This window comes from Streptomyces bobili (genome assembly GCF_002154575.1).
In the GTDB taxonomy this organism is placed as follows: Bacteria; Actinomycetota; Actinomycetes; order Streptomycetales; family Streptomycetaceae; genus Streptomyces; species Streptomyces bobili.
Genome location: NZ_MUBA01000082.1, coordinates 1 through 22806, shown reverse-complemented (window position 1 = coordinate 22806; position 22806 = coordinate 1). Strand labels below are relative to the sequence as shown.

Genomic DNA, 22806 nt, shown 5'->3' with positions numbered 1-22806 from the left:
GACGTTGAGAGCTACGAGGGTCTCGAAAAACCCGCATTGGACATCAGTGTGCCAAGTGGCTACACTGACCCTTTGCGCTGCCTGTTAGCTGTCCCCTGCCCGTCACCAGGGGCATGCCCTCGCCCTAACTTCGATGACTGACCATCTCTGACCTGGCCTGTCGGCCGATTCCGGGGAGTCTGTCTCGTTGTGTGGGGGAGGGGCCGGTACGCGCGTAGTGAGTCCGAGCCCTCGGAAGGACCCCCTCTTGGCCGCCTCGCGCAATGCCTCGACCGCGAATACGAACAATGCTGCCAGCACTGCCCCGCTGCGCATCTCCTTTGCAAAGATCAAGGAGCCCCTCGAGGTTCCGAACCTTCTCGCCCTGCAAACCGAGAGCTTCGACTGGCTGCTCGGCAACGAAGCGTGGAAGGCTCGCGTCGAGGAGGCTCTCGAGAACGGTCAGGACGTCCCCACCAAGTCCGGCCTCGAGGAGATCTTCGAGGAGATCTCCCCGATCGAGGACTTCTCCGGGTCGATGTCGCTGACCTTCCGCGACCACCGTTTCGAGCCGCCGAAGAACAGCATCGACGAGTGCAAGGACCGCGACTTCACGTACGCGGCCCCGCTCTTCGTGACGGCCGAGTTCACGAACAACGAGACCGGCGAGATCAAGTCCCAGACGGTCTTCATGGGCGACTTCCCGCTCATGACCAACAAGGGCACCTTCGTCATCAACGGCACCGAGCGTGTCGTCGTGTCGCAGCTGGTCCGCTCGCCCGGCGTCTACTTCGACTCCTCCATCGACAAGACGTCCGACAAGGACATCTTCTCCGCCAAGATCATCCCGTCCCGGGGTGCCTGGCTGGAGATGGAGATCGACAAGCGCGACATGGTCGGTGTCCGCATCGACCGCAAGCGCAAGCAGTCCGTCACCGTCCTCCTGAAGGCTCTCGGCTGGACCACCGAGCAGATCCTCGAGGAGTTCGGCGAGTACGAGTCGATGCGCGCCACCCTGGAGAAGGACCACACCCAGGGCCAGGACGACGCGCTGCTCGACATCTACCGCAAGCTGCGTCCGGGCGAGCCGCCGACCCGCGAGGCCGCTCAGACGCTGCTCGAGAACCTCTACTTCAACCCCAAGCGCTACGACCTCGCGAAGGTCGGCCGCTACAAGGTGAACAAGAAGCTCGGCGCGGAAGAGCCGCTGGACGCCGGTGTGCTCACCACCGACGACATCATCGCCACGATCAAGTACCTGGTGAAGCTGCACGCCGGTGAGACCGAGACGCTCGGTGAGTCGGGCCGCTCGATCATGGTCGAGACCGACGACATCGACCACTTCGGCAACCGTCGTATCCGCAGCGTCGGCGAGCTGATCCAGAACCAGGTCCGTACGGGTCTCGCCCGTATGGAGCGGGTCGTGCGTGAGCGCATGACCACTCAGGACGTCGAGGCGATCACGCCGCAGACCCTGATCAACATCCGGCCGGTCGTCGCCTCCATCAAGGAGTTCTTCGGCACCAGCCAGCTGTCCCAGTTCATGGACCAGAACAACCCGCTGTCGGGTCTGACGCACAAGCGTCGTCTCAACGCGCTCGGCCCGGGTGGTCTGTCCCGTGAGCGGGCCGGCTTCGAGGTCCGCGACGTTCACCCGTCGCACTACGGCCGCATGTGCCCGATCGAGACGCCGGAAGGCCCGAACATCGGCCTGATCGGTTCGCTCGCCTCGTACGGCCGGATCAACCCGTTCGGTTTCATCGAGACCCCGTACCGCAAGGTCACCGGCGGTGTCGTCACCGACGAGGTCGACTACCTCACGGCCGACGAAGAGGACCGGTTCGTCATCGCGCAGGCCAACGCGCCGCTCAGTGACGAGTTCCAGTTCGAGGAGGCCCGCGTCCTGGTCCGCCGTCGTGGCGGAGAGGTCGACTACGTCCCCGGTGACGACGTCGACTACATGGACGTCTCCCCGCGCCAGATGGTGTCGGTCGCGACCGCCATGATCCCGTTCCTCGAGCACGACGACGCCAACCGTGCCCTCATGGGCGCGAACATGATGCGTCAGGCCGTCCCGCTCATCAAGAGCGAGGCGCCGCTGGTCGGCACCGGCATGGAGTACCGCTCCGCCGTCGACGCCGGCGACGTGGTCAGGGCCGAGAAGGACGGTGTGGTCCAGGAGGTCTCCGCGGACTACATCACCACGGCCAACGACGACGGCACGTACATCACGTACCGCCTGGCCAAGTTCTCCCGGTCCAACCAGGGAACCTCGGTCAACCAGAAGGTCATCGTCAACGAGGGCGACCGGATCATCACCGGTCAGGTCCTCGCCGACGGACCGGCCACCGAGAACGGCGAGATGGCGCTCGGCAAGAACCTGCTGGTCGCGTTCATGCCGTGGGAGGGTCACAACTACGAGGACGCGATCATCCTGTCGCAGCGCCTCGTGCAGGACGACGTCCTCTCCTCGATCCACATCGAGGAGCACGAGGTCGACGCCCGTGACACCAAGCTCGGCCCCGAGGAGATCACCCGGGACATCCCGAACGTCTCCGAGGAGGTCCTCGCCGATCTCGACGAGCGCGGCATCATCCGTATCGGTGCCGAGGTCGTCGCCGGCGACATCCTCGTCGGCAAGGTCACGCCCAAGGGCGAGACCGAGCTGACGCCGGAGGAGCGCCTGCTCCGCGCGATCTTCGGTGAGAAGGCGCGCGAAGTGCGCGACACCTCGCTGAAGGTGCCGCACGGTGAGATCGGCAAGGTCATCGGCGTCCGCGTCTTCGACCGTGAAGAGGGCGACGAGCTGCCGCCGGGCGTGAACCAGCTGGTTCGTGTCTACGTGGCGCAGAAGCGCAAGATCACGGACGGTGACAAGCTCGCCGGCCGCCACGGCAACAAGGGTGTCATCTCGAAGATCCTGCCGATCGAGGACATGCCGTTCCTGGAGGACGGCACCCCGGTCGACATCATCCTCAACCCGCTCGGTGTGCCGTCCCGAATGAACCCGGGACAGGTTCTGGAGATCCACCTCGGCTGGCTCGCCAGCCGCGGCTGGGACGTCTCCGGTCTCGCGCAGGACTGGGCCCAGCGGCTCCAGTCGATCGGTGCCGACAGCGTCGCGCCCGGTACCAACGTCGCCACCCCGGTGTTCGACGGTGCCCGCGAGGACGAGCTGACCGGTCTGCTGCAGCACACCATCCCGAACCGCGACGGCGAGCGCATGGTGCTCCCGTCCGGCAAGGCCCCGCTGTTCGACGGCCGCTCGGGTGAGCCGTTCCCGGAGCCGATCTCGGTCGGCTACATGTACATCCTCAAGCTCCACCACCTGGTCGACGACAAGCTGCACGCCCGTTCGACCGGTCCGTACTCGATGATCACCCAGCAGCCGCTGGGTGGTAAGGCCCAGTTCGGTGGCCAGCGCTTCGGTGAGATGGAGGTGTGGGCGCTGGAGGCTTATGGCGCCGCGTACGCCCTCCAGGAGCTGCTGACCATCAAGTCCGACGACGTGACCGGCCGCGTGAAGGTCTACGAGGCCATCGTCAAGGGCGAGAACATCCCCGAGCCCGGCATCCCCGAGTCCTTCAAGGTGCTCATCAAGGAGATGCAGTCCCTGTGCCTCAACGTGGAGGTGCTGTCCTCGGACGGCATGTCCATCGAGATGCGCGACACCGACGAGGACGTCTTCCGCGCGGCGGAAGAGCTCGGCATCGACCTGTCCCGGCGCGAGCCGAGCAGCGTCGAAGAGGTCTGACGGGAGTCCGGCGGGGCCTCTCCACCAGAGGCCCCGCCGACCCCGCGACCCCCGTTTCAGACCACAGACTTACAACCCTGAGAGGGATTGACGCATAGTGCTCGACGTCAACTTCTTCGATGAGCTCCGGATCGGTCTGGCCACCGCTGACGACATCCGTCAGTGGAGCCACGGCGAGGTCAAGAAGCCAGAGACCATCAACTACCGCACCCTCAAGCCCGAGAAGGACGGACTCTTCTGCGAGAAGATCTTCGGTCCGACCCGGGACTGGGAGTGCTACTGCGGCAAGTACAAGCGCGTGCGCTTCAAGGGCATCATCTGTGAGCGCTGTGGCGTCGAGGTCACGCGCGCCAAGGTGCGCCGTGAGCGGATGGGCCACATCGAGCTTGCCGCTCCCGTCACGCACATCTGGTACTTCAAGGGTGTTCCGTCGCGCCTTGGCTACCTGCTCGACCTCGCCCCGAAGGACCTGGAGAAGGTCATCTACTTCGCGGCGTACATGATCACGTACGTCGACGACGAGCGCCGTACGCGTGACCTGCCCTCGCTGGAGGCGCATGTCTCCGTCGAGCGGCAGCAGGTCGAGAACCGCCGGGACTCCGACCTGGAGGCCCGCGCCAAGAAGCTCGAGACCGACCTGGCCGAGCTCGAGGCCGAGGGTGCCAAGGCCGACGTACGCCGCAAGGTGCGCGAAGGCGCCGAGCGGGAGATGAAGCAGCTGCGCGACCGCGCGCAGCGCGAGATCGACCGTCTCGACGAGGTGTGGACCCGCTTCAAGAACCTCAAGGTCCAGGACCTCGAGGGCGACGAGCTGCTCTACCGCGAGCTGCGCGACCGCTTCGGCACGTACTTCGACGGTTCGATGGGTGCCGCGGCGCTGCAGAAGCGCCTGGAGTCCTTCGACCTCGACGAAGAGGCCGAGAAGCTCCGCGAGATCATCCGTACCGGCAAGGGCCAGAAGAAGACCCGTGCGCTCAAGCGCCTCAAGGTCGTCTCCGCGTTCCTGCAGACCAGCAACAGCCCCAAGGGCATGGTGCTGGACTGCGTGCCGGTCATCCCGCCGGACCTGCGTCCGATGGTGCAGCTGGACGGTGGCCGCTTCGCGACCTCCGACCTGAACGACCTGTACCGCCGTGTCATCAACCGCAACAACCGCCTGAAGCGCCTTCTCGACCTCGGTGCGCCCGAGATCATCGTGAACAACGAGAAGCGCATGCTGCAGGAGGCCGTGGACGCCCTCTTCGACAACGGTCGTCGTGGTCGCCCGGTCACCGGTCCCGGTAACCGTCCGCTGAAGTCCCTGAGCGACATGCTCAAGGGCAAGCAGGGTCGATTCCGTCAGAACCTGCTCGGCAAGCGTGTGGACTACTCCGCGCGTTCCGTGATCGTCGTCGGTCCGCAGCTCAAGCTGCACCAGTGCGGTCTGCCGAAGGCGATGGCGCTGGAGCTCTTCAAGCCGTTCGTGATGAAGCGCCTGGTCGACCTGAACCACGCGCAGAACATCAAGAGCGCGAAGCGCATGGTCGAGCGTGGCCGCACCGTCGTGTACGACGTCCTCGAAGAGGTCATCGCCGAGCACCCGGTGCTGCTGAACCGTGCGCCCACCCTGCACCGCCTCGGCATCCAGGCCTTCGAGCCGCAGCTGGTCGAGGGCAAGGCCATCCAGATCCACCCGCTCGTCTGCACCGCGTTCAACGCGGACTTCGACGGTGACCAGATGGCCGTGCACCTTCCGCTGTCCGCGGAGGCGCAGGCCGAGGCCCGCATCCTGATGCTGTCCTCGAACAACATCCTCAAGCCCGCCGACGGCCGTCCGGTGACGATGCCGACCCAGGACATGGTCCTCGGTCTGTTCTTCCTCACCACCGACGGTGCGCTGCGCGACGTGAAGGGCGAGGAGCGTTCCTTCTCGTCCGTCGCCGAGGCGATCATGGCGTTCGACGCCGGCGAGCTCTCGCTGCAGTCGCGCGTGGACATCCGCTTCCCGGTGGGCACCATCCCGCCGCGCGGCTGGACCCCGCCGGCGCAGGAGGAGGGCGAGCCCGAGTGGCAGCAGGGTGACTCGTTCCGTCTGCGGACGACCCTGGGCCGCGCGCTCTTCAACGAGCTGCTGCCCGAGGACTACCCGTTCGTCGACTACGAGGTCGGCAAGAAGCAGCTCTCGGAGATCGTCAACGACCTCGCCGAGCGCTACCCCAAGGTCATCGTGGCGGCGACGCTCGACAACCTGAAGGCGTCCGGCTTCTTCTGGGCGACCCGTTCCGGCGTCACCGTGGCCATCTCCGACATCGTCGTTCCCGACGCGAAGCGTGCGATCGTCAAGGGCTACGAGGCGCTGGACGAGAAGGTCCAGAAGCAGTACGAGCGTGGTCTGATCACCAAGGAAGAGCGCACGCAGGAGCTCATCGCGATCTGGACCAAGGCGACCAACGAGGTCGCCGAGGCGATGAACGCGAACTTCCCGAAGACCAACCCGGTCTCGATGATGGTCAACTCGGGTGCCCGCGGAAACATGATGCAGATGCGTCAGATCGCCGGTATGCGTGGTCTGGTGTCGAACGCCAAGAACGAGACCATCCCGCGTCCGATCAAGGCCTCGTTCCGTGAGGGCCTGTCCGTGCTGGAGTACTTCATCTCCACCCACGGTGCCCGTAAGGGTCTGGCGGACACCGCCCTGCGTACCGCCGACTCGGGTTACCTCACCCGTCGTCTGGTGGACGTCTCGCAGGACGTCATCATCCGCGAGGAGGACTGCGGCACCGAGCGCGGTCTCAAGCTGGCCATCGCCGAGCGCGGCGAGGACGGCGTGCTGCAGAAGGCGGACAACGCCGAGACCAGCGTGTACGCGCGCTGCCTCGCCGAGGACATCGTCGTCGACGGCAAGGTGCTCGCCCCGGCGGGCGTCGACCTCGGTGACGTCCTCATCGACCAGCTGGTCAAGGCCGGCGTCGAGGAGGTCAAGACCCGCTCGGTCCTGACCTGCGAGTCCGCCGTCGGCACCTGCGCCATGTGCTACGGCCGTTCGCTGGCCACCGGCAAGCTGGTCGACATCGGTGAGGCGGTCGGCATCATCGCCGCCCAGTCCATCGGTGAGCCCGGTACCCAGCTGACGATGCGTACCTTCCACACCGGTGGTGTGGCCGGTGACGACATCACCCAGGGTCTGCCGCGTGTCGTCGAGCTCTTCGAGGCCCGTACCCCGAAGGGTGTCGCCCCGATCTCCGAGGCCTCCGGCCGCGTGCGGATCGAGGAGACCGAGAAGACCAAGAAGATCGTCATCACGCCGGACGACGGCAGCGACGAGACGGCGTTCCCGATCTCGAAGCGTTCCCGTCTGAAGGTCGAGGAGGGCGAGCACGTCGAGGTGGGCCAGCAGCTCACCGTGGGTACCCAGAACCCGCACGACGTGCTGCGCATCCTGGGCCAGCGTGCCGTCCAGGTCCACCTGGTGGCCGAGGTCCAGCGGGTGTACAACTCGCAGGGTGTGTCGATCCACGACAAGCACATCGAGATCATCATCCGGCAGATGCTCCGCCGCGTGACGATCATCGAGTCCGGCGATGCCGAGCTGCTGCCCGGCGAGCTGGTCGAGCGCTCGAAGTTCGAGACCGAGAACCGTCGTGTGGTGCAGGAGGGCGGTCACCCGGCCTCCGGTCGTCCGCAGCTCATGGGTATCACCAAGGCCTCGCTGGCCACGGAGTCCTGGCTGTCGGCGGCGTCCTTCCAGGAGACGACCAGGGTGCTGACGGACGCGGCGATCAACGCCAAGTCCGACTCCCTGATCGGCCTCAAGGAGAACGTCATCATCGGTAAGCTCATCCCGGCCGGTACGGGTCTGTCCCGCTACCGCAACATCCGGGTCGAGCCGACCGAGGAGGCCAAGGCCGCGATGTACTCGGCCGTCGGCTACGACGACATCGACTACTCGCCGTTCGGCACCGGCTCCGGCCAGGCCGTCCCGCTGGAGGACTACGACTACGGTCCGTACAACCAGTAAGGCGTACGTCTGAAGCACTGAAGGGCGGTCACCCGTGCGGGTGGCCGCCCTTCGGCGCGCCTGCGGCCGTACCCGCGGTGCTGGTGGCCCTGGGGCGCCGCAGAGGACCCCTGGCGGCCTCCGCCGGACCCGCGGCCCGCTCACGGTCCCTCACGGCTTCCGCGTGCCGGAACCAGATGCGCTCGGGTGAGCGGGGAACCATCGCGGGACGCCGAGCGTAGGAGAATGATGGGAGGCAGTTTCGCCGAGCGGGGGAGGTGTCCGTGTCGTATCCGTCGCCATGGCAGCCGTGGCAGGGCCAGAGCAGTCCGCCGATGCTGGCCGCCCACGCGGACCGGGAGCGCACCGTCGACGTCCTCAGAGCGGGTTTCGCCGAGGGCCGTCTCCAGCAGCCTGAGTTCGAGCGCCGGGTGGCGCGGGCGTACGAGGCCCGCACGGTGGGGGAGCTGTCCCTGATCGTCGCCGACCTGCCGCAGGGCCCCGTCTCCGTGCAGCCGTCCGTCCCGCAGCCGTACGGCTATCCGACGCAGATTCCGCGGACCTTCCTGGCCGCCCCGCCGCCGACGAACGGCAAGGCGGTCGGCGCCATGGTCTGCGGTGTCCTGACCACGATGACGATGGGGATCACCGGCATCCCCGCGGTGATCCTCGGGCACACGGCCAGAGCCGAGATCCGCCGCTCCGGGGAGGGCGGCGAGGGCTTCGCCATGGCCGGCCTCGTCCTGGGCTGGCTGTCGGTGGCGGGCTGGGCGCTCTTCCTGGCCATCGTGTTCCTGGCGGCGGTCGACTAGCTGTTCTGTCCGGGCCCGGCCGGCTACGGAATGCCCAGCTCGAACATGACGTAGTGCGCGTACCACCCCGAGGCCACCGCCGCCGTGGTGAAGAAGACCGCCAGGCTCGGCCATTTCAGCCGGCCCATCGCCGCCGCGGGGGCCAGCAGCAGCGGGAAGCAGGGCAGCAGATAACGCGGGGTGTTGCCGAACATCTGCTGGGTGCCGAGCACGGTCAGGATGCTCGCCAGGGTGTAGGCGACGAGCACCAGCGGCGGCTTCTTGCGCAGCATCAGCGCGATCAGGAACGGCAGCGCGAGCACCACCTGCACGGCGATGAGGTCGGGCACGGAGAAGGCGAACAAGTAGTTGTGGTGGCCGACGGCCGTGTTGCCCAGCACGTCGAGGCTGTAGGCACCGAAGTCGAAGAAGTGCGCCCAGCCCTCTCGCTGGAGCGTGAAGTACGCCGTCAGATCACCCATGCTCAGGCCGACCCAGGCGACATAGGTGAGCAGGCCGAGCGGCGCGGCGACCATGGCGTACACCGGCCCCGCCACCCCGTGTTCCCGTCTGCTGTCGCGCCGGGCGAGGGTCACCAGCGCGGCGAGCCCGACCGCGCCGATCAGCGCGGCGGACGTGGGCCGGTTCAGCCCGGCCACGAAGGCGAGCAGCCCGGCCGCCAGCCAGCGGCCCTTCATCACGCTGTAGCAGGACCAGGCGGCGATGGCCACGAACAGGGACTCCGAGTACACCGCCCACTCGACTCCGGCGCCCGGCACGACCGCCCACAGACCGGCGGCGATGGTGCCGGCCCGCACGCCCGCGAGGGTGGAGACGACGGCGTAGATACCGGCGGCGGCGACGAAGGAGGCCAGCACCGAGACGAGGATCCCGGACCCGAACAGGCCGAGTCCGGTGATCTCGGACACGCCCCGGATCAGCCCCGGGTAGAGCGGGAAGAAGGCGACGGAGTTCTGCTTGACCGTGAACAGTCCGCCCGGGTCGAGCCGTTCCAGGGGCCGCGGGTCGTACCCCTTCTCGGCGACCTGGAGGTACCACCAGCCGTCCCAGGTGGCGAGCACGTCCCACCAGTGGGCGCCGCCGCCGAAGCGGGGTTCCTTCTTCCGGTAGTCGCCGGCGGCTTCCAGGAGAAACGCGAAGACGGTCAGCCCGACGAGCTTCGTCACGCCGTACAGGAGCAGCGGGGCACGGTACGGTCGTAGACCATCCGGCAGTGCGAGCCGGCGCGGCATCCGTGGCCGCTCCCGCTGTCCGTCCGGTTCGCCGGGCTCGTCGGGCATCGCGGAGTCCGTCGCCGCGTCGCTGCGGGCCGTGCTCATGACTGGGGTCCCCCCTCGGACGACCGGCCTGAGACAGGCGCGCGACCGCTGTCCGGATGATTGTGAAGTGTGGTCATAAGATCGCAACAGCGTCGCACATGTGCGTCACAGCTTGGGGGAGGACGGGTGCCTGAAGCGCCGGACACCACGGCGGCGGTGACCGTCCTGTCGGTCGTCGTACCCATGTACAACGAGGAAGAGGTCCTTCCCGCGCTGGTCAGCAGGTTGCGCCCGGTTCTCGCCGGGCTGGGCGTCGGCTACGAGGTCGTCGCCGTCGACGACGGCAGCACCGACCGTACCGCCGAGCTGCTCGCCGCGTTCCGCCTCGGCTGGCCCGAGCTGCGCGTGATCGGCCTGCGCCGCAACTCCGGCCACCAGGCCGCCCTCACCGCGGGCCTGGACCGGGCGCACGGCGCGTACGTGGTGAGCCTGGACGCCGACCTCCAGGACCCGCCCGAGAAGATCCCCGAGATGCTGGAGCTGGCCCGCGCCGAGGGCCTCGACATCGTCTACGGCATCCGGGCCGACCGGGCCAGCGACACCGGCTTCAAGCGGTGGACCGCCGGCCTGTACTACATGCTCGTGCGCCGCCTGGCCGGCCCCTCCGTGCCCGCCCAGGCCGGGGACTTCCGGCTGCTCAGCCGGGCCGCCGTCGACGCGCTCAGGGCCCTGCCGGACCAGCAGCGCGTCTACCGCCTCCTGGTGCCCTGGCTCGGCTTCCCCAGCGGCCGGGTCACCTATGAGCGCGCCCCGCGCCCGGCCGGCCGCAGCAAGTACCCGCTGGGCCGGATGATCCGCCTCGCGGTGGACAGCGTCACCGGTTTCTCGGCGGCCCCGCTGCGCATCGCCACCTGGCTCGGCGGCTTCGCCTTCCTGGTCTGTCTGACCCTGATGGTCTACACGCTCAGCGCCCATGCCCTGGAGCACACCGTCCCCGGCTGGACGTCGCTGTTCACCGGCGTGCTGTTCATCGGCGCGGTCCAGCTGATCTGCGTGGGCCTGCTCGGCGAGTACGTGGGCCGCATCTATACGGCCGTACAGAACCGTCCGACGTACTTCATCGGCCATGACACGGCGCAGGGGGAGGCCGGGAACCGTGTGGCCGGGCCCGGTGGCGGACATGACGCGGCTCACGCCGGGGCCGCGATCCCGCCGCCCGCGGAGGCCGGAACCCCGCTACCACAAGGGTCCTCGGGGGTGCGGACGTAGGCTCGGTGTGTCGGCGGCGCCGCCCTTGTTTTGACCGGAGTCATTGCGCTGGGTACGCTCAGACCTTGTGCCTGGGGTGTGCCCTGGCCCTCGTGCGTGCCTTCAACCGCACAGGGGTCTGAAAAGCGGCCACCGCAATCTGCGCCTCTTTCTGCCTCGCGGCGGAAGTCCGCGGGATTCGACACACCCGACCGCGTGGGTCGGCGACGTTCCAGGTTAGCTTCACATTCGGCACACAGAAACCGGAGAAGTAGTGCCTACGATCCAGCAGCTGGTCCGGAAGGGCCGGCAGGACAAGGTCGAGAAGAACAAGACGCCCGCACTCGAGGGTTCTCCTCAGCGTCGCGGCGTCTGCACGCGCGTGTTCACGACCACCCCGAAGAAGCCGAACTCGGCCCTGCGTAAGGTCGCGCGTGTGCGTCTGACCAGCGGGATCGAGGTCACTGCTTACATTCCGGGTGAGGGACACAACCTGCAGGAGCACTCCATCGTGCTCGTGCGTGGTGGCCGTGTGAAGGACCTGCCGGGTGTTCGCTACAAGATCATTCGCGGCTCCCTCGACACCCAGGGTGTCAAGAACCGCAAGCAGGCCCGCAGCCGCTACGGCGCCAAGAAGGAGAAGTAGAAAATGCCTCGTAAGGGCCCCGCCCCGAAGCGCCCGGTCATCATCGACCCGGTCTACGGTTCTCCTCTTGTCACGTCGCTCATCAACAAGGTGCTGCTGAACGGCAAGCGCTCCACCGCTGAGCGCATCGTCTACGGCGCCATGGAGGGCCTGCGCGAGAAGACCGGCAACGACCCGGTCATCACGCTCAAGCGCGCTCTCGAGAACATCAAGCCGACCATCGAGGTCAAGTCCCGCCGTGTCGGTGGCGCGACCTACCAGGTCCCGGTCGAGGTCAAGCCCGGCCGCGCGAGCACCCTGGCGCTCCGCTGGCTCGTCGGCTACTCCCGCGCCCGTCGCGAGAAGACCATGACCGAGCGTCTGCTGAACGAGCTGCTCGACGCTTCCAACGGCCTCGGCGCCGCTGTGAAGAAGCGCGAGGACACGCACAAGATGGCCGAGTCCAACAAGGCCTTCGCGCACTACCGCTGGTAGTCGCTACCCACATCGAGACCGAGAGAAGACGAAAGCCTTATGGCTACCACTTCACTTGACCTGGCCAAGGTCCGCAACATCGGGATCATGGCCCACATCGACGCGGGCAAGACGACCACCACCGAGCGGATCCTCTTCTACACCGGCGTCAGCTACAAGATCGGTGAGGTCCACGACGGCGCCGCCACCATGGACTGGATGGAGCAGGAGCAGGAGCGTGGCATCACGATCACCTCTGCTGCCACCACCTGTCACTGGCCGCTCGAGGACAACGACTACACGATCAACATCATCGACACCCCCGGGCACGTCGACTTCACCGTCGAGGTAGAGCGCTCGCTGCGCGTCCTCGACGGTGCCGTCACCGTGTTCGACGGTGTCGCGGGTGTCGAGCCGCAGTCCGAGACGGTGTGGCGTCAGGCCGACCGTTACGGCGTGCCGCGCATCTGCTTCGTCAACAAGCTCGACCGGACCGGCGCGGAGTTCCACCGCTGCGTCGACATGATCAAGGACCGGCTCGGTGCCGTTCCGATCATCATGCAGCTGCCGATCGGTGCCGAGATGGACTTCAAGGGCGTTGTGGACCTGGTCCGCATGAAGGCGCTCGTGTGGTCCGCCGAGGCGGCGAAGGGCGAGATGTACGACGTCGTCGACATCCCGGCCACGCACGCCGAGGCTGCCGAGGAGTACCGCGGCAAGCTGGTCGAGACCGTCGCCGAGCACGACGACGAGATCATGGAGCTGTTCCTGGAGGGCCAGGAGCCCACCGAGGAGCAGCTGTACGCCGCGATCCGTCGCGTCACCATCGCGTCCGGCAAGTCCGACGGCATCACGGTCACCCCGGTGTTCTGTGGTACCGCGTTCAAGAACAAGGGCGTCCAGCCCCTGCTCGACGCGGTCGTGCGCTACCTGCCGACCCCGCTCGACGTCGAGGCCATCGAGGGCCACGACGTCCGGGACGCCGAGGTCGTCGTCAAGCGCAAGCCGTCCGTCGACGAGCCGCTGTCCGCGCTGGCGTTCAAGATCATGAGCGACCCGCACCTGGGCAAGCTCACCTTCGTCCGGGTGTACTCGGGCCGCCTGGAGACCGGCACTGCGGTGCTGAACTCCGTCAAGGGCAAGAAGGAGCGCATCGGCAAGATCTACCGCATGCACGCGAACAAGCGTGAGGAGATCGATGCGGTGGGCGCCGGCGACATCGTCGCCGTGATGGGTCTGAAGCAGACCACGACCGGTGAGACGCTCTGCGATGACAAGAACCCGGTGATCCTGGAGTCCATGGACTTCCCGGCGCCCGTCATCCAGGTCGCCATCGAGCCCAAGTCCAAGGGTGACCAGGAGAAGCTGGGTGTCGCCATCCAGCGTCTCGCGGAGGAGGACCCCTCCTTCCACGTTCACTCGGACGAGGAGACGGGCCAGACCATCCTCGGCGGTATGGGCGAGCTGCACCTCGAGGTGCTGGTCGACCGTATGAAGCGCGAGTTCCGGGTCGAGGCCAACGTCGGCAAGCCGCAGGTGGCGTACCGCGAGACCATCCGCAAGACGGTCGACCGGCTCGACTACACGCACAAGAAGCAGACCGGTGGCACCGGCCAGTTCGCCAAGGTGCAGATCGCGATCGAGCCGATCACGGACGGCGACGCGTCGTACGAGTTCGTGAACAAGGTGACCGGTGGCCGTATCCCGAGGGAGTACATCCCTTCGGTGGACGCCGGTGCGCAGGAGGCCATGCAGTTCGGCATCCTCGCCGGTTACGAGATGACCGGCGTGCGCGTCATCCTGCTCGACGGTGGCTACCACGAGGTGGACTCCTCCGAGCTCGCCTTCAAGATCGCCGGTTCGCAGGCGTTCAAGGAGGCCGCGCGCAAGGCCAGCCCCGTGCTGCTCGAGCCGATGATGGCCGTCGAGGTCACCACGCCCGAGGACTACATGGGTGAGGTCATCGGCGACATCAACTCCCGCCGTGGCCAGATCCAGGCCATGGAGGAGCGTGCCGGCGCTCGCGTCGTGAAGGGCCTCGTGCCCCTTTCGGAGATGTTCGGCTACGTCGGCGACCTCCGCAGCAAGACCTCGGGTCGCGCAAGCTACTCGATGCAGTTCGACTCCTACGCCGAGGTTCCGCGGAACGTCGCCGAGGAGATCATCGCGAAGGCCAAGGGCGAGTAACGCACTCCGTTTTCACGCCGTAGGCTTGACTCCGGAGCCTCTGGGGGCAAACGGCCGCATTTCCGGTCGTTCGCCCCTGGGCCCGGGCATTCCAGCAAAGATCACCTGGCGCCGATGAAGTAGGCGTACCAGAACCACTCCCAGGAGGACCCCAGTGGCGAAGGCGAAGTTCGAGCGGACTAAGCCGCACGTCAACATCGGCACCATCGGTCACATCGACCACGGTAAGACGACCCTCACGGCCGCCATTACCAAGGTGCTGCACGACAAGTACCCGGACCTGAACGAGGCTTCGGCCTTCGACCAGATCGACAAGGCTCCCGAAGAGCGCCAGCGCGGTATCACCATCTCCATCGCGCACGTCGAGTACCAGACGGAGACGCGTCACTACGCGCACGTCGACTGCCCGGGTCACGCGGACTACATCAAGAACATGATCACCGGTGCGGCCCAGATGGACGGTGCCATTCTCGTGGTCGCCGCCACCGACGGCCCGATGCCGCAGACCAAGGAGCACGTGCTCCTGGCCCGCCAGGTCGGTGTCCCGTACATCGTCGTCGCCCTGAACAAGGCCGACATGGTGGACGACGAGGAGATCCTGGAGCTCGTCGAGCTCGAGGTCCGTGAGCTCCTCTCCGAGTACGAGTTCCCCGGCGACGACCTTCCGGTCGTCAAGGTGTCCGCTCTCAAGGCGCTTGAGGGCGACCCGGAGTGGGCCCAGAGCGTCCTCGACCTCATGCAGGCCGTCGACGAGTCGATCCCGCAGCCGGAGCGCGACGTCGACAAGGCGTTCCTCATGCCGATCGAGGACGTCTTCACGATCACCGGTCGCGGTACGGTCGTCACCGGCCGTATCGAGCGTGGTGTCCTGAAGGTCAACGAGACCGTCGACATCATCGGCATCAAGACCGAGAAGACCACCACCACGGTCACCGGTATCGAGATGTTCCGCAAGCTGCTCGACGAGGGCCAGGCCGGTGAGAACGTCGGTCTGCTGCTTCGCGGCATCAAGCGCGAGGACGTCGAGCGCGGCCAGGTCATCATCAAGCCGGGTTCGGTCACCCCGCACACCGAGTTCGAGGCGCAGGCGTACATCCTGTCCAAGGACGAGGGCGGCCGTCACACGCCGTTCTTCAACAACTACCGCCCGCAGTTCTACTTCCGTACCACGGACGTGACCGGCGTCGTGACCCTCCCCGAGGGCACCGAGATGGTCATGCCGGGCGACAACACCGAGATGACGGTGGCGCTGATCCAGCCCATCGCCATGGAGGAGGGCCTGAAGTTCGCCATCCGTGAGGGTGGCCGGACCGTGGGCGCCGGCCAGGTCATCAAGATCACCAAGTGATCTCGACCTGGTAGCTCCGACTGCGAGCACCTGAGAGGGCCCGTACGACTTCGGTCGTACGGGCCCTTTCGCGTGCCCGGTGCGCTGCTCGATGTGCGACAGATGAACCATGGACAAACGTTCTGGTCCGTGACCTCTGAGCTGCTGATCACGGCCGTAGCCTGACTCGTCGGACCCCCCGACGAGGATGACTGGCTTGTCTCTCATACGCGGCGCGCAGCCGCTTCCCCCGCTCGCCGTGCAGCTCCCGCTCGCCGACGCCCCCCGCGGCCGTGAACGGCGGCCCCGCCTCTACGCCCTGGACGGCATCCGCCTGCTGGCCGCGCTGATGGTCGCGCTCCACCACTTCGCCGGCACCGACCGGGTGGACCAGCCCGGCAATCTGATCTGGGACCGCCCGGTCTCCGAGATCATGCCGACCGTGTTCCATGTGGCGACGTACGGCTGGATCGGCGTGGAGATCTTCTTCGTCATCAGCGGCTTCGTGATCTGCATGTCCTGCTGGGGCCGGACACCCCGCCAGTTCTTCGTCTCCCGCGTGATCCGGCTGTACCCGGCGTACTGGTTCGCGGTCCTGTTCACCACCGGCGTGCTGGCGGCGGTGCCGGGCGTCTGGGAGCGGCTGCGGGCCCGGGACGTCCTCCTCAACCTGACGATGCTCCAGTCCGGCTCCGGGGTGCGCAACGTGGACGGCGTCTACTGGACGCTCTGGTCGGAGCTGCGCTTCTACCTGCTGTTCCTGCTGGTCGTCGCGACCGGCCTGACGTACCGCAAGGTCGTCCTCTTCTGCTGTGTGTGGGGCGCGGCCGCCATGATCGCGCCGGTGTCCCGCCTGCCGCTGCTGGACCTGGTGGCGAACCCCGAGGGCGCCTGGTACTTCATCGCCGGCCTCGCCCTCTACCTCATGCACCGCTTCGGCCAGGACCTGCTCCTGTGGGGCATCCTCGCCATGGCCTGGCTGATGGGCCAGCGCGAGCTGGGCCAGCGCATCGACGAGATCGAGCACGTGTCGAGCTGGCGGGGGGCGGTGCTCATCTTCACCGCGTTCCTGCTGCTGATGGTCGCGGTGGCCCTGGGCCACACCGACCGCGTCCAGTGGCGCTGGCTGGTGACGGCGGGAAGCCTGACGTATCCCCTCTACCTCATGCACTACGCGGCCGGTACGGCGGTCATCAGCCGCCTGCGCGACGACATGGACGCCCGCCTGCTGGTCGCGGCGGTCATCACCGGGTTCCTGGTGCTGAGCTGGGCGGTGCACCGGTTCGTGGAGCGGCCGTTGGCGGGGGCGGTGAAGCGGGGACTGGAGACGGCGTTCTCGCGGGCGGCCCGGGGCGGCAGCTAGGCCCGGTCGTCCCCGTCCCGTCGTCGCCCGGAGTGCGGCGGAAGGGAAAGGTCGGACAGCCCCAGCGGTGGTGGGGGAGGGCCCCGGCCACCGGTGTGCGTACTCACGTCCCTCCTGTCGCCGTACTCACGTTGCTAACCTGACCGCCGTACGCCAACTGAACACACGGGGGTTGACAGTCATGGCGCAGTCGGCAGGAGTGCCGGACATAGCAGGCGGCGGGGAAGTGAGCCCCGCGGGCATGCGGTTGAACCAGATACCGCTCGATCCCGGAGGTTCTTCGCCGGGAGGACAACTGCCGGGCGGACAGAAGGACTTGGCGTCGTCGCCCGCGCAGAAGCGGGCCGCGGCGAAGGCCATCGAGGACCACATCGAACCGGACACGAAGAAGGCCGGCGACTGGGCGGACACCGAAACGAACGCGGCCGTCAAGGCGTTCGCGCCGAAGGACGGCGACGGGTGGGTCACCTCGGGCGCGCTGAAGAAGGCGCACGACACGTGGGACGGGCAGGTGCAGAACCTGATGAGCCGTCTCGCGTCGGAGAAGGCGGCGTTGCGGAGCACCAACACCGTGCTCCAGAACACGGACCTCGGAGTCGGGACGGACGTTCGCCGGATCTCACCGATCGAGGGGTACTGACATGCCGACGTACCACGAGGCCATGACCACCGACCTGGCCACGCTCACGACGGCCGCCGACCGCTGGGACGGCATGGCCGCGGAGTTCCTCAAGCAGGAGAAGGCATACCGGCGGGATGTGCACCGCATCTCGATGGGCGACACCTGGGTGGGCCTCAGCGCGTACGCCGCCAACAAGCGCTTCGCCACCACGCTCAAGGAGTTCCAGAACGCCCAGGCCGAGGCCAAGGCGATCGCCTCGCTGCTGCGGGACGCGCACGCGCAGTTCACCGATCTGCGCGGCACGTTGGCGTCGGCCCGTCAGGACGCCGTCGACGCCGGGATGAAGGTGTCGGACCAGGGCGTGGTCACGTTCGACACGGAGCGGCTGAGCCGGGGTGAATACACCGCCTACGTCCACGATCCCGACTACCAGGAAAGCTGCCGCAAGGCCGTCACCTCGTGGCAGCAGCGGATCGACCGGCTCGTGAAGGACGTGGCAGAGGCCGACAGGGGCGTCGAGATCGCCCTCACCGCCGTCGTGATCGACTCCGACGTCAACGACGGGACCCTCAACGGCTTCAACGGCAAGGCCTACGGCGACATCGAGCGGTACGAGGCCGAGAAGGCGGCGGCCGAGGCGGGCCTCGAGATCAACGGGTGGGTGTCGGCCGGTGAGTTCACGGTGACCGGACCGGGAGTCGGCTTCACCGTGACCGGGCCCAAGTACGGCAAGGAGGGCTCGCTCAAGGCGTACGCGGACCTCTTCCACCTGACCGCGAAGGGCACACTGACCAACGGGCCCTGGAAACTCTCCGGAATCACCGACGTCTACGGCGGAGCCAGAGCCACCGCGAACTACGGTCTCACCGACAAGGGTCTCGTGGCCAAGGCTGAGGCCTCCGCGGGCATACGCGCCCTGGCCGAGGGACGCGCCGAGTACGGGCCGTACGGGGGTGTCTACGGGCGCGCCGAGGGGTTCGCCGGCGGGGAGGCGGGGGCCAGCCTCAAGGTGACCAAGGAGGAGGTCACGGTCGGCGCGAAGGCGTTCGCCGGGGCGAAGGGCGGCGTGGCCGGCGGCGTGGAGGTCTTCGGCATCGGCGTCGGCGGATCGGCCGAGGGATGGAAGGGTCCTGGTGCGGAGGCCTGGGCGGGCTGGAAGAAGGACGAGGACACCGGGGTGTGGACGATCGGCGCGGACGCGGGTCTCTCTCCCGGCGTCGGCGGCAGTCTGGGCCTTGAGATCACCGTCGATCCGGACAAGGTCTCTCAGAGCATCGACGCCGCCGCCGACGCCGTAGGAGACGGGATCGACGCGGTCACGGACACCGCCGGTTCGGTCAAGAACACCGTCACCGGCTGGTTCTGATGTACTCCCGCATGGAAGGAGGGCCCCAGATGCCCGCGACACTGCCGGTGCCGATCCGGTTCCGCCTGCCGGACGGCTGGCTGCCGGTCCGCCCCGAGCCGGGAGACGGGTGGGCAGCCGCCCCGGACGTGGCCTTCGCCGCCGTGCACCCGCGACCGGACGCCGGGTTCAGCGCCAACATCACCATCGACGGCGAGATCCCTCCGGACGCGGCGACGCTGGCCGATCTCGCCGACGCCTCCGTGGACCACCTGAGCGAGATCGCCAGGTCCGTGTCCGTGGCGGCGCGCCGCGAGGTCGGCTCCGCCGAGGCGCCGGCCCTCACACAGCGGCTGACCTTCTCGGCCGTCAGCGGTGGCGTCCGCCGAGACCTCGTCCAGTCCCAGGTGTACCTGTCGCTGACGGACGTGGTCGATCCGCACAAGCGGGCGGTCGTTCGATTGGCTCTGACAGCTACGGCGGCCCAGCACGACGCCGTCCTGGCGGACTTCCAGGAGTTCCTGCGCACGGTGCGGCCGGACACCGGAACGGAGGCTTAGCGGTGGGCTTCTGGAGCCGATACCGGGACAGGCGAACCGGCACCAAGTACCCGGACAGCGGCATCGCTCCGCGCTCCGCCGCGGAGGTCCGTGACGCGCTGCTCGCGGTCAACGCGGCCGGTGTGCCGTTCCTGGTGCGGGCCGCGCTTCCCGAGGAGAAGGCCGATCTGGTGGCCGAGTGGCAGGTTCCGGAGCTGCGCCTGCGGCTCAAGACGCGGATGCGGTTCGTGCCGGAGAGCCATGAGGTGCACACCCTCGACGAGCGGTGGGACCGGTCGCCCGAGAGCGGCGGCAAGCGGTACGGGCGGGGTCCTGCGACCAAGGTCGCCCGGCAGTGGGCCTACGAGCGGGGGCCCGACGGGCGCAGGCGCCGGGTCGAGACGTTTCGCTTCGACTCGCGGGACATGCGGAACCCCCTGGTGGAGGCGGTCCTCGACGCGGGATGGACCTGGCGCGGGGTGCTGTCCACGTGGTGACCCCCGAAGCCGGGTCGGCGTAGGCCTTCCGCGGTCCGCGGGACTGCCAGGGCGTAGACGCCCTGGGCGTCCAGGTGGCGCAGGCCGCCCGCGCGGACGGTGATCGTGGCCAGGGGACGCGACCCACGGCAGCGGACCCGGCGGACCGGGCGAACGGGCCGGCGTCCGGCAGGCTGCCGACGGCGCCGCCCCGCGTCGCCCGGTGCCTCGCGAGTGTGCTCGATCAGCGGTAGCGGATCACGTGCAGCCGGTGGACGCCCGTCGCGTCCGGGGCCGCCGGAGCGCCGGTCGCGCCGTCCACCAGGATGACGCCGTCCGCCGTCTTGAAGGCGTTGACCAGCCACCCCACGGCCTCCCGCGACCGGCCGTCCGTACGGCGCACCCAGACCAGCGCCCGTGCGTCGGCGGGCAGGGCCGACAGGGCTTCGAGTACGCCCGGCCAGTCCTCGTGCTCGGAAGCGGACAGGACGGCGCCCAGCGCCGAGAGCGTCGGCTCGAACCAGGAGGCGCGGCCGGGCCGGGGCGGCGCGGGGAGGCCCGACGAGCCGGGGTCCTCGCCCGCGTCCCAGCGGGCCAGCCACGCCCAGGGGTCCGAGTTGGGCAGGCCGAACGGCGCGGCCCCGTCCTTGGGGACGACGACCGTCGCGTCGAGCAGGGCGTCCTGCCAGTGGCCGTCGCTCAGGAAGCGTTCGGTGTTGCAGGAGAAGACCCAGCCGCGCCGGATTTCGTCCTGCGGTGTCGGCGCCGCGAGGCCGACCTGCCCGTGATAGGCGTCCTCGAGCCAGAGCCGGGCCTTGTCGACCGCGGAGGTGAAGTCCGCCGCCGGCCTCTCCCACGGCAGTCGGCGAGGGGCCTGGGCGGCGGGCAGGGCCCGGAGCAGGAGCAGTTCGCGCACCGAGGAGGTGTCGAGCCGGGCGAGTGACGACGTCACCCCGTCCAGGAGGGCGACCTGCCCCTTGTTGTTGTGCGCGTAGAGCAGGTTGCCGGTCGCCTCGTGGCCGCCGATCTCCCGGCGTACCCAGACCACGCCCCGGGTGTCCGGGCCCGGCTCGGCGACGGCCTTCACCACGTCGTCCCAGCCGTCGACGGGGATGCGCGTGAATTCGGGAAAGTAGCGGCGCGCGAGCCGCGCCACCCAGCCCGGCGCTTCGTCGGACGGACGCCACGGCAGGGGAGCCGACGGGGCGCCGCTGATCATGCTGTGCAGGGTGACCGTGCAGCCGCGGGAGTTGATCCGGCGGGGCTGGCCCTCGACCCGGAACGCCGCCTCCTCGGGAGAGGAGGCCGGGGCCAGGTCTCCGAGAGGATCGCTCGGCGCGGGGTGGAACGGCGTGCCGCCGTCCTTCGGCACCACCACGGAGGCCGCCAGCATCGGCGTCTGCGGGTAGCCGGGCTGCGGCACGGTCCGGCAGGACAGCAGCCAGGCGGTGGCGGTCTCGTGCACGGGGTGGGGGGCGGCGAGCTGGACGAGACCGCCGTAGGTGGCGGCGAGCCAGGCAGCGGCGCGATCGTGCGGGACAGTCACTCCCTATCCCTTCTTGGGGGGCCAGTTGCCCGCGGCGCGCATCTCCATGTACATCGCCACCGGCGGGAACGTCGGGGCGAAGTGGGCAGGCGTTCCGTCGTGGGGGACGACCACGACGGATGAGAAGGGAGCCTGCGCGGAATCGCCGGTCTCGATGTGCTCCTTGAAATCGAAGCGCACGGTCCAGCCGTAAGGGAATTCGACGGCGGTTTCCGGGAGCATGACGATGGAGTCCGGGCGGTCCGGATATCCCGCGGTCCTCAGGAAGTGGGCTCCCGCCAGGACGGCTTCTTCTTTGGTCACCATTTATTTGACTCCGTCGCGATAAGGGATGTGCCCGATGGAGGAGACGTTTTTCTCCAGCATTCCGAGCTGCCCGCTCTGGCCGTCGAGGAACACGACACCGTGTTTGCTGTTCACGGCGTTGAAGACGTGCGCCGTGCCGTCCGGGCGGCTGATGTACACGGCGCTGCGGGAACCCTCGCCGCGGGCCTGGAGGTCCTTGACGATGTCATCGTAGCTGTTGACCATGTCGTAGTGGCCCTTGGCCCGGTTGGGCAGACCGAGCTGGTCGGGCGGGATGTGGTCGCCCGCCTGCTTGGGTGCGGCGCTGACCTCCGCGCCGTCCATCCGGCGATCCACCGCGACGACATTGTGACTGCAGTTGTCCATGTAGCCCGGCATACCGGTGTTGTTGACGTCCTTCAGCCAGGGGTATTCGCTGTCCAGGAAATCCTTGGCCGCCTCCGGATCCACGGAATCGTAGTGAATGGCTTTTTCGCCGACATTATCCGTGGATTTCGCCAGTCCGCTCCAGTCCTTCGGTGCGGAGTCGACCGCCTCGTCCCCATATTTAATCCCCTTGGCCGCCGCGTTCGACGCAGCGGCCTCCGCGCCTTCCTTCAGGCCGGTGCGTAGTGCTGTGCGTCCGAGTCCGGCGCCTTTGGTGCCGATGAGTTCGGGGAGGAGGCGGCCGATGAATTCGGAGGGGTCTTTTTTGAAGCCGTCGACGACGGCCTGGGCGACGCGTTCGGGGTGTGCGGCGGTGGAGACGAGGCCGGAGAGCGTCATGCTGACGTTCTGGAGGTAGGCGGCGGGGTGGGTGAGGTTGTAGGGGTCGAGGGGGTTGAGGCCGCGGACGAAGTTGAGCAGGCCGGCGGTTCCCTTCAGGGCGCCGCCGATGACGTGGGTCAGTTCGGTGTTGAGGGCCTGGTAGCCGTCGATCATGTTGTCGCCGAGCCGGTCGAGCGGCGGGGGTTCGGCGGGGGCGTGGG

Annotated in this window: 17 protein-coding genes; 13 read left to right on the top strand and 4 right to left on the bottom strand. The window is 68.0% G+C overall.

Going from position 1 to position 22806, the window contains the following annotated elements; translation table 11 throughout:
* The first annotated feature begins 247 nt into the window (after positions 1-247).
* The 3 genes from rpoB (at position 248) to BZL64_RS07835 (ending at position 8521) form a co-directional block, all read left to right on the top strand.
* Positions 248-3733 carry a DNA-directed RNA polymerase subunit beta gene (gene rpoB, locus BZL64_RS07845; RefSeq protein ID WP_086767461.1) on the top strand — a complete coding sequence of 1162 codons (3486 nt, stop codon included), beginning with the start codon at positions 248-250 and terminating at the stop codon, positions 3731-3733.
* A gap of 97 nt (positions 3734-3830) precedes the next feature.
* The gene (locus BZL64_RS07840; RefSeq protein WP_086767459.1) at positions 3831-7730 is read left to right on the top strand and encodes a DNA-directed RNA polymerase subunit beta'; all 3900 of its coding nucleotides are present in this window, start codon (positions 3831-3833) and stop codon (positions 7728-7730) included.
* 314 nt (positions 7731-8044) lie between these two features.
* Positions 8045-8521: a DUF1707 and DUF4190 domain-containing protein gene (locus BZL64_RS07835; protein WP_086767456.1), complete on the top strand. Its 477-nt coding sequence runs from the start codon at positions 8045-8047 to the stop codon at positions 8519-8521.
* A 23-nt stretch (positions 8522-8544) separates the two neighbouring features.
* Here BZL64_RS07835 and BZL64_RS07830 read toward each other — a convergent pair whose 3' ends face one another.
* Positions 8545-9840 carry a glycosyltransferase family protein gene (locus BZL64_RS07830; protein WP_086767454.1) on the bottom strand — a complete coding sequence of 432 codons (1296 nt, stop codon included), beginning with the start codon at positions 9838-9840 and terminating at the stop codon, positions 8545-8547.
* Positions 9841-9966: 126 nt separating this feature from the next.
* Here BZL64_RS07830 and BZL64_RS07825 point away from each other — a divergent pair, with 126 nt between their 5' ends.
* The 10 genes from BZL64_RS07825 to BZL64_RS07780 all read left to right on the top strand — a co-directional run bounded on the left by BZL64_RS07825 (position 9967) and on the right by BZL64_RS07780 (position 20007).
* Positions 9967-11049 carry a glycosyltransferase family 2 protein gene (locus BZL64_RS07825; protein ID WP_279634591.1) on the top strand — a complete coding sequence of 361 codons (1083 nt, stop codon included), beginning with the start codon at positions 9967-9969 and terminating at the stop codon, positions 11047-11049.
* Positions 11050-11302: 253 nt separating this feature from the next.
* Positions 11303-11674, top strand: a complete 372-nt coding sequence (gene rpsL, locus BZL64_RS07820; RefSeq protein ID WP_003948652.1) for a 30S ribosomal protein S12 — start codon at positions 11303-11305, stop codon at positions 11672-11674.
* Between the two features lie 3 nt (positions 11675-11677).
* The gene (rpsG, locus tag BZL64_RS07815) at positions 11678-12148 is read left to right on the top strand and encodes a 30S ribosomal protein S7 (RefSeq protein ID WP_030788318.1); all 471 of its coding nucleotides are present in this window, start codon (positions 11678-11680) and stop codon (positions 12146-12148) included.
* A gap of 39 nt (positions 12149-12187) precedes the next feature.
* On the top strand, positions 12188-14314 hold the full coding sequence (gene fusA, locus BZL64_RS07810) for an elongation factor G (protein WP_086767452.1): 2127 nt from the start codon (positions 12188-12190) through the stop codon (positions 14312-14314).
* A gap of 154 nt (positions 14315-14468) precedes the next feature.
* Positions 14469-15662, top strand: coding sequence for an elongation factor Tu (tuf, locus tag BZL64_RS07805; RefSeq protein ID WP_086767450.1), 1194 nt, complete (start codon positions 14469-14471; stop codon positions 15660-15662).
* Positions 15663-15849: 187 nt separating this feature from the next.
* Complete coding sequence (locus tag BZL64_RS07800) at positions 15850-17004, top strand: acyltransferase family protein (RefSeq protein ID WP_086767448.1); 1155 nt, start codon at positions 15850-15852, stop codon at positions 17002-17004.
* A 316-nt stretch (positions 17005-17320) separates the two neighbouring features.
* Complete coding sequence (locus tag BZL64_RS07795; protein WP_341868788.1) at positions 17321-17644, top strand: hypothetical protein; 324 nt, start codon at positions 17321-17323, stop codon at positions 17642-17644.
* Between the two features lies 1 nt (position 17645).
* Positions 17646-18992 carry a hypothetical protein gene (locus BZL64_RS40530; RefSeq protein WP_208639384.1) on the top strand — a complete coding sequence of 449 codons (1347 nt, stop codon included), beginning with the start codon at positions 17646-17648 and terminating at the stop codon, positions 18990-18992.
* Between the two features lie 29 nt (positions 18993-19021).
* A complete protein-coding gene (locus tag BZL64_RS07785; RefSeq protein ID WP_086767444.1) occupies positions 19022-19531 on the top strand; it encodes a hypothetical protein in 510 nt (169 codons plus the stop codon).
* Positions 19532-19533: 2 nt separating this feature from the next.
* Positions 19534-20007 carry a hypothetical protein gene (locus BZL64_RS07780; RefSeq protein WP_086767442.1) on the top strand — a complete coding sequence of 158 codons (474 nt, stop codon included), beginning with the start codon at positions 19534-19536 and terminating at the stop codon, positions 20005-20007.
* 223 nt (positions 20008-20230) lie between these two features.
* Here the strand turns inward: BZL64_RS07780 and BZL64_RS07775 are convergent, their stop codons facing one another.
* From BZL64_RS07775 to BZL64_RS42015, 3 genes are all read right to left on the bottom strand, one after another.
* Entirely contained in the window at positions 20231-21532 is a 1302-nt protein-coding gene (locus BZL64_RS07775; RefSeq protein WP_086767440.1) for a YrhB domain-containing protein, read from the bottom strand.
* 3 nt (positions 21533-21535) lie between these two features.
* Positions 21536-21838, bottom strand: coding sequence for a YrhB domain-containing protein (locus tag BZL64_RS07770; protein WP_086767438.1), 303 nt, complete (start codon positions 21836-21838; stop codon positions 21536-21538).
* Positions 21839-22806, bottom strand: a 968-nt coding sequence (locus BZL64_RS42015) for a toxin glutamine deamidase domain-containing protein (protein ID WP_341868787.1), incomplete at its 5' end; no start/stop codon positions are given. It abuts the gene before it with no gap.

Excerpts from the sequence above, each read along its gene's own strand:
- rpsG (WP_030788318.1), top strand. The coding sequence starts at position 11,678 with ATGCCTCGTAAGGGCCCCGCCCCGAAGCGCCCGGTCATCATCGACCCG.
- BZL64_RS07835 (WP_086767456.1), top strand. The coding sequence starts at position 8,045 with ATGCTGGCCGCCCACGCGGACCGGGAGCGCACCGTCGACGTCCTCAGA.
- BZL64_RS07800 (WP_086767448.1), top strand. The coding sequence starts at position 15,850 with ATGACTGGCTTGTCTCTCATACGCGGCGCGCAGCCGCTTCCCCCGCTC.
- BZL64_RS07830 (WP_086767454.1), bottom strand. The coding sequence starts at position 9,840 with ATGAGCACGGCCCGCAGCGACGCGGCGACGGACTCCGCGATGCCCGAC.
- BZL64_RS07785 (WP_086767444.1), top strand. The coding sequence starts at position 19,022 with ATGCCCGCGACACTGCCGGTGCCGATCCGGTTCCGCCTGCCGGACGGC.
- BZL64_RS40530 (WP_208639384.1), top strand. The coding sequence starts at position 17,646 with ATGCCGACGTACCACGAGGCCATGACCACCGACCTGGCCACGCTCACG.
- fusA (WP_086767452.1), top strand. The coding sequence starts at position 12,188 with ATGGCTACCACTTCACTTGACCTGGCCAAGGTCCGCAACATCGGGATC.
- BZL64_RS07770 (WP_086767438.1), bottom strand. The coding sequence starts at position 21,838 with ATGGTGACCAAAGAAGAAGCCGTCCTGGCGGGAGCCCACTTCCTGAGG.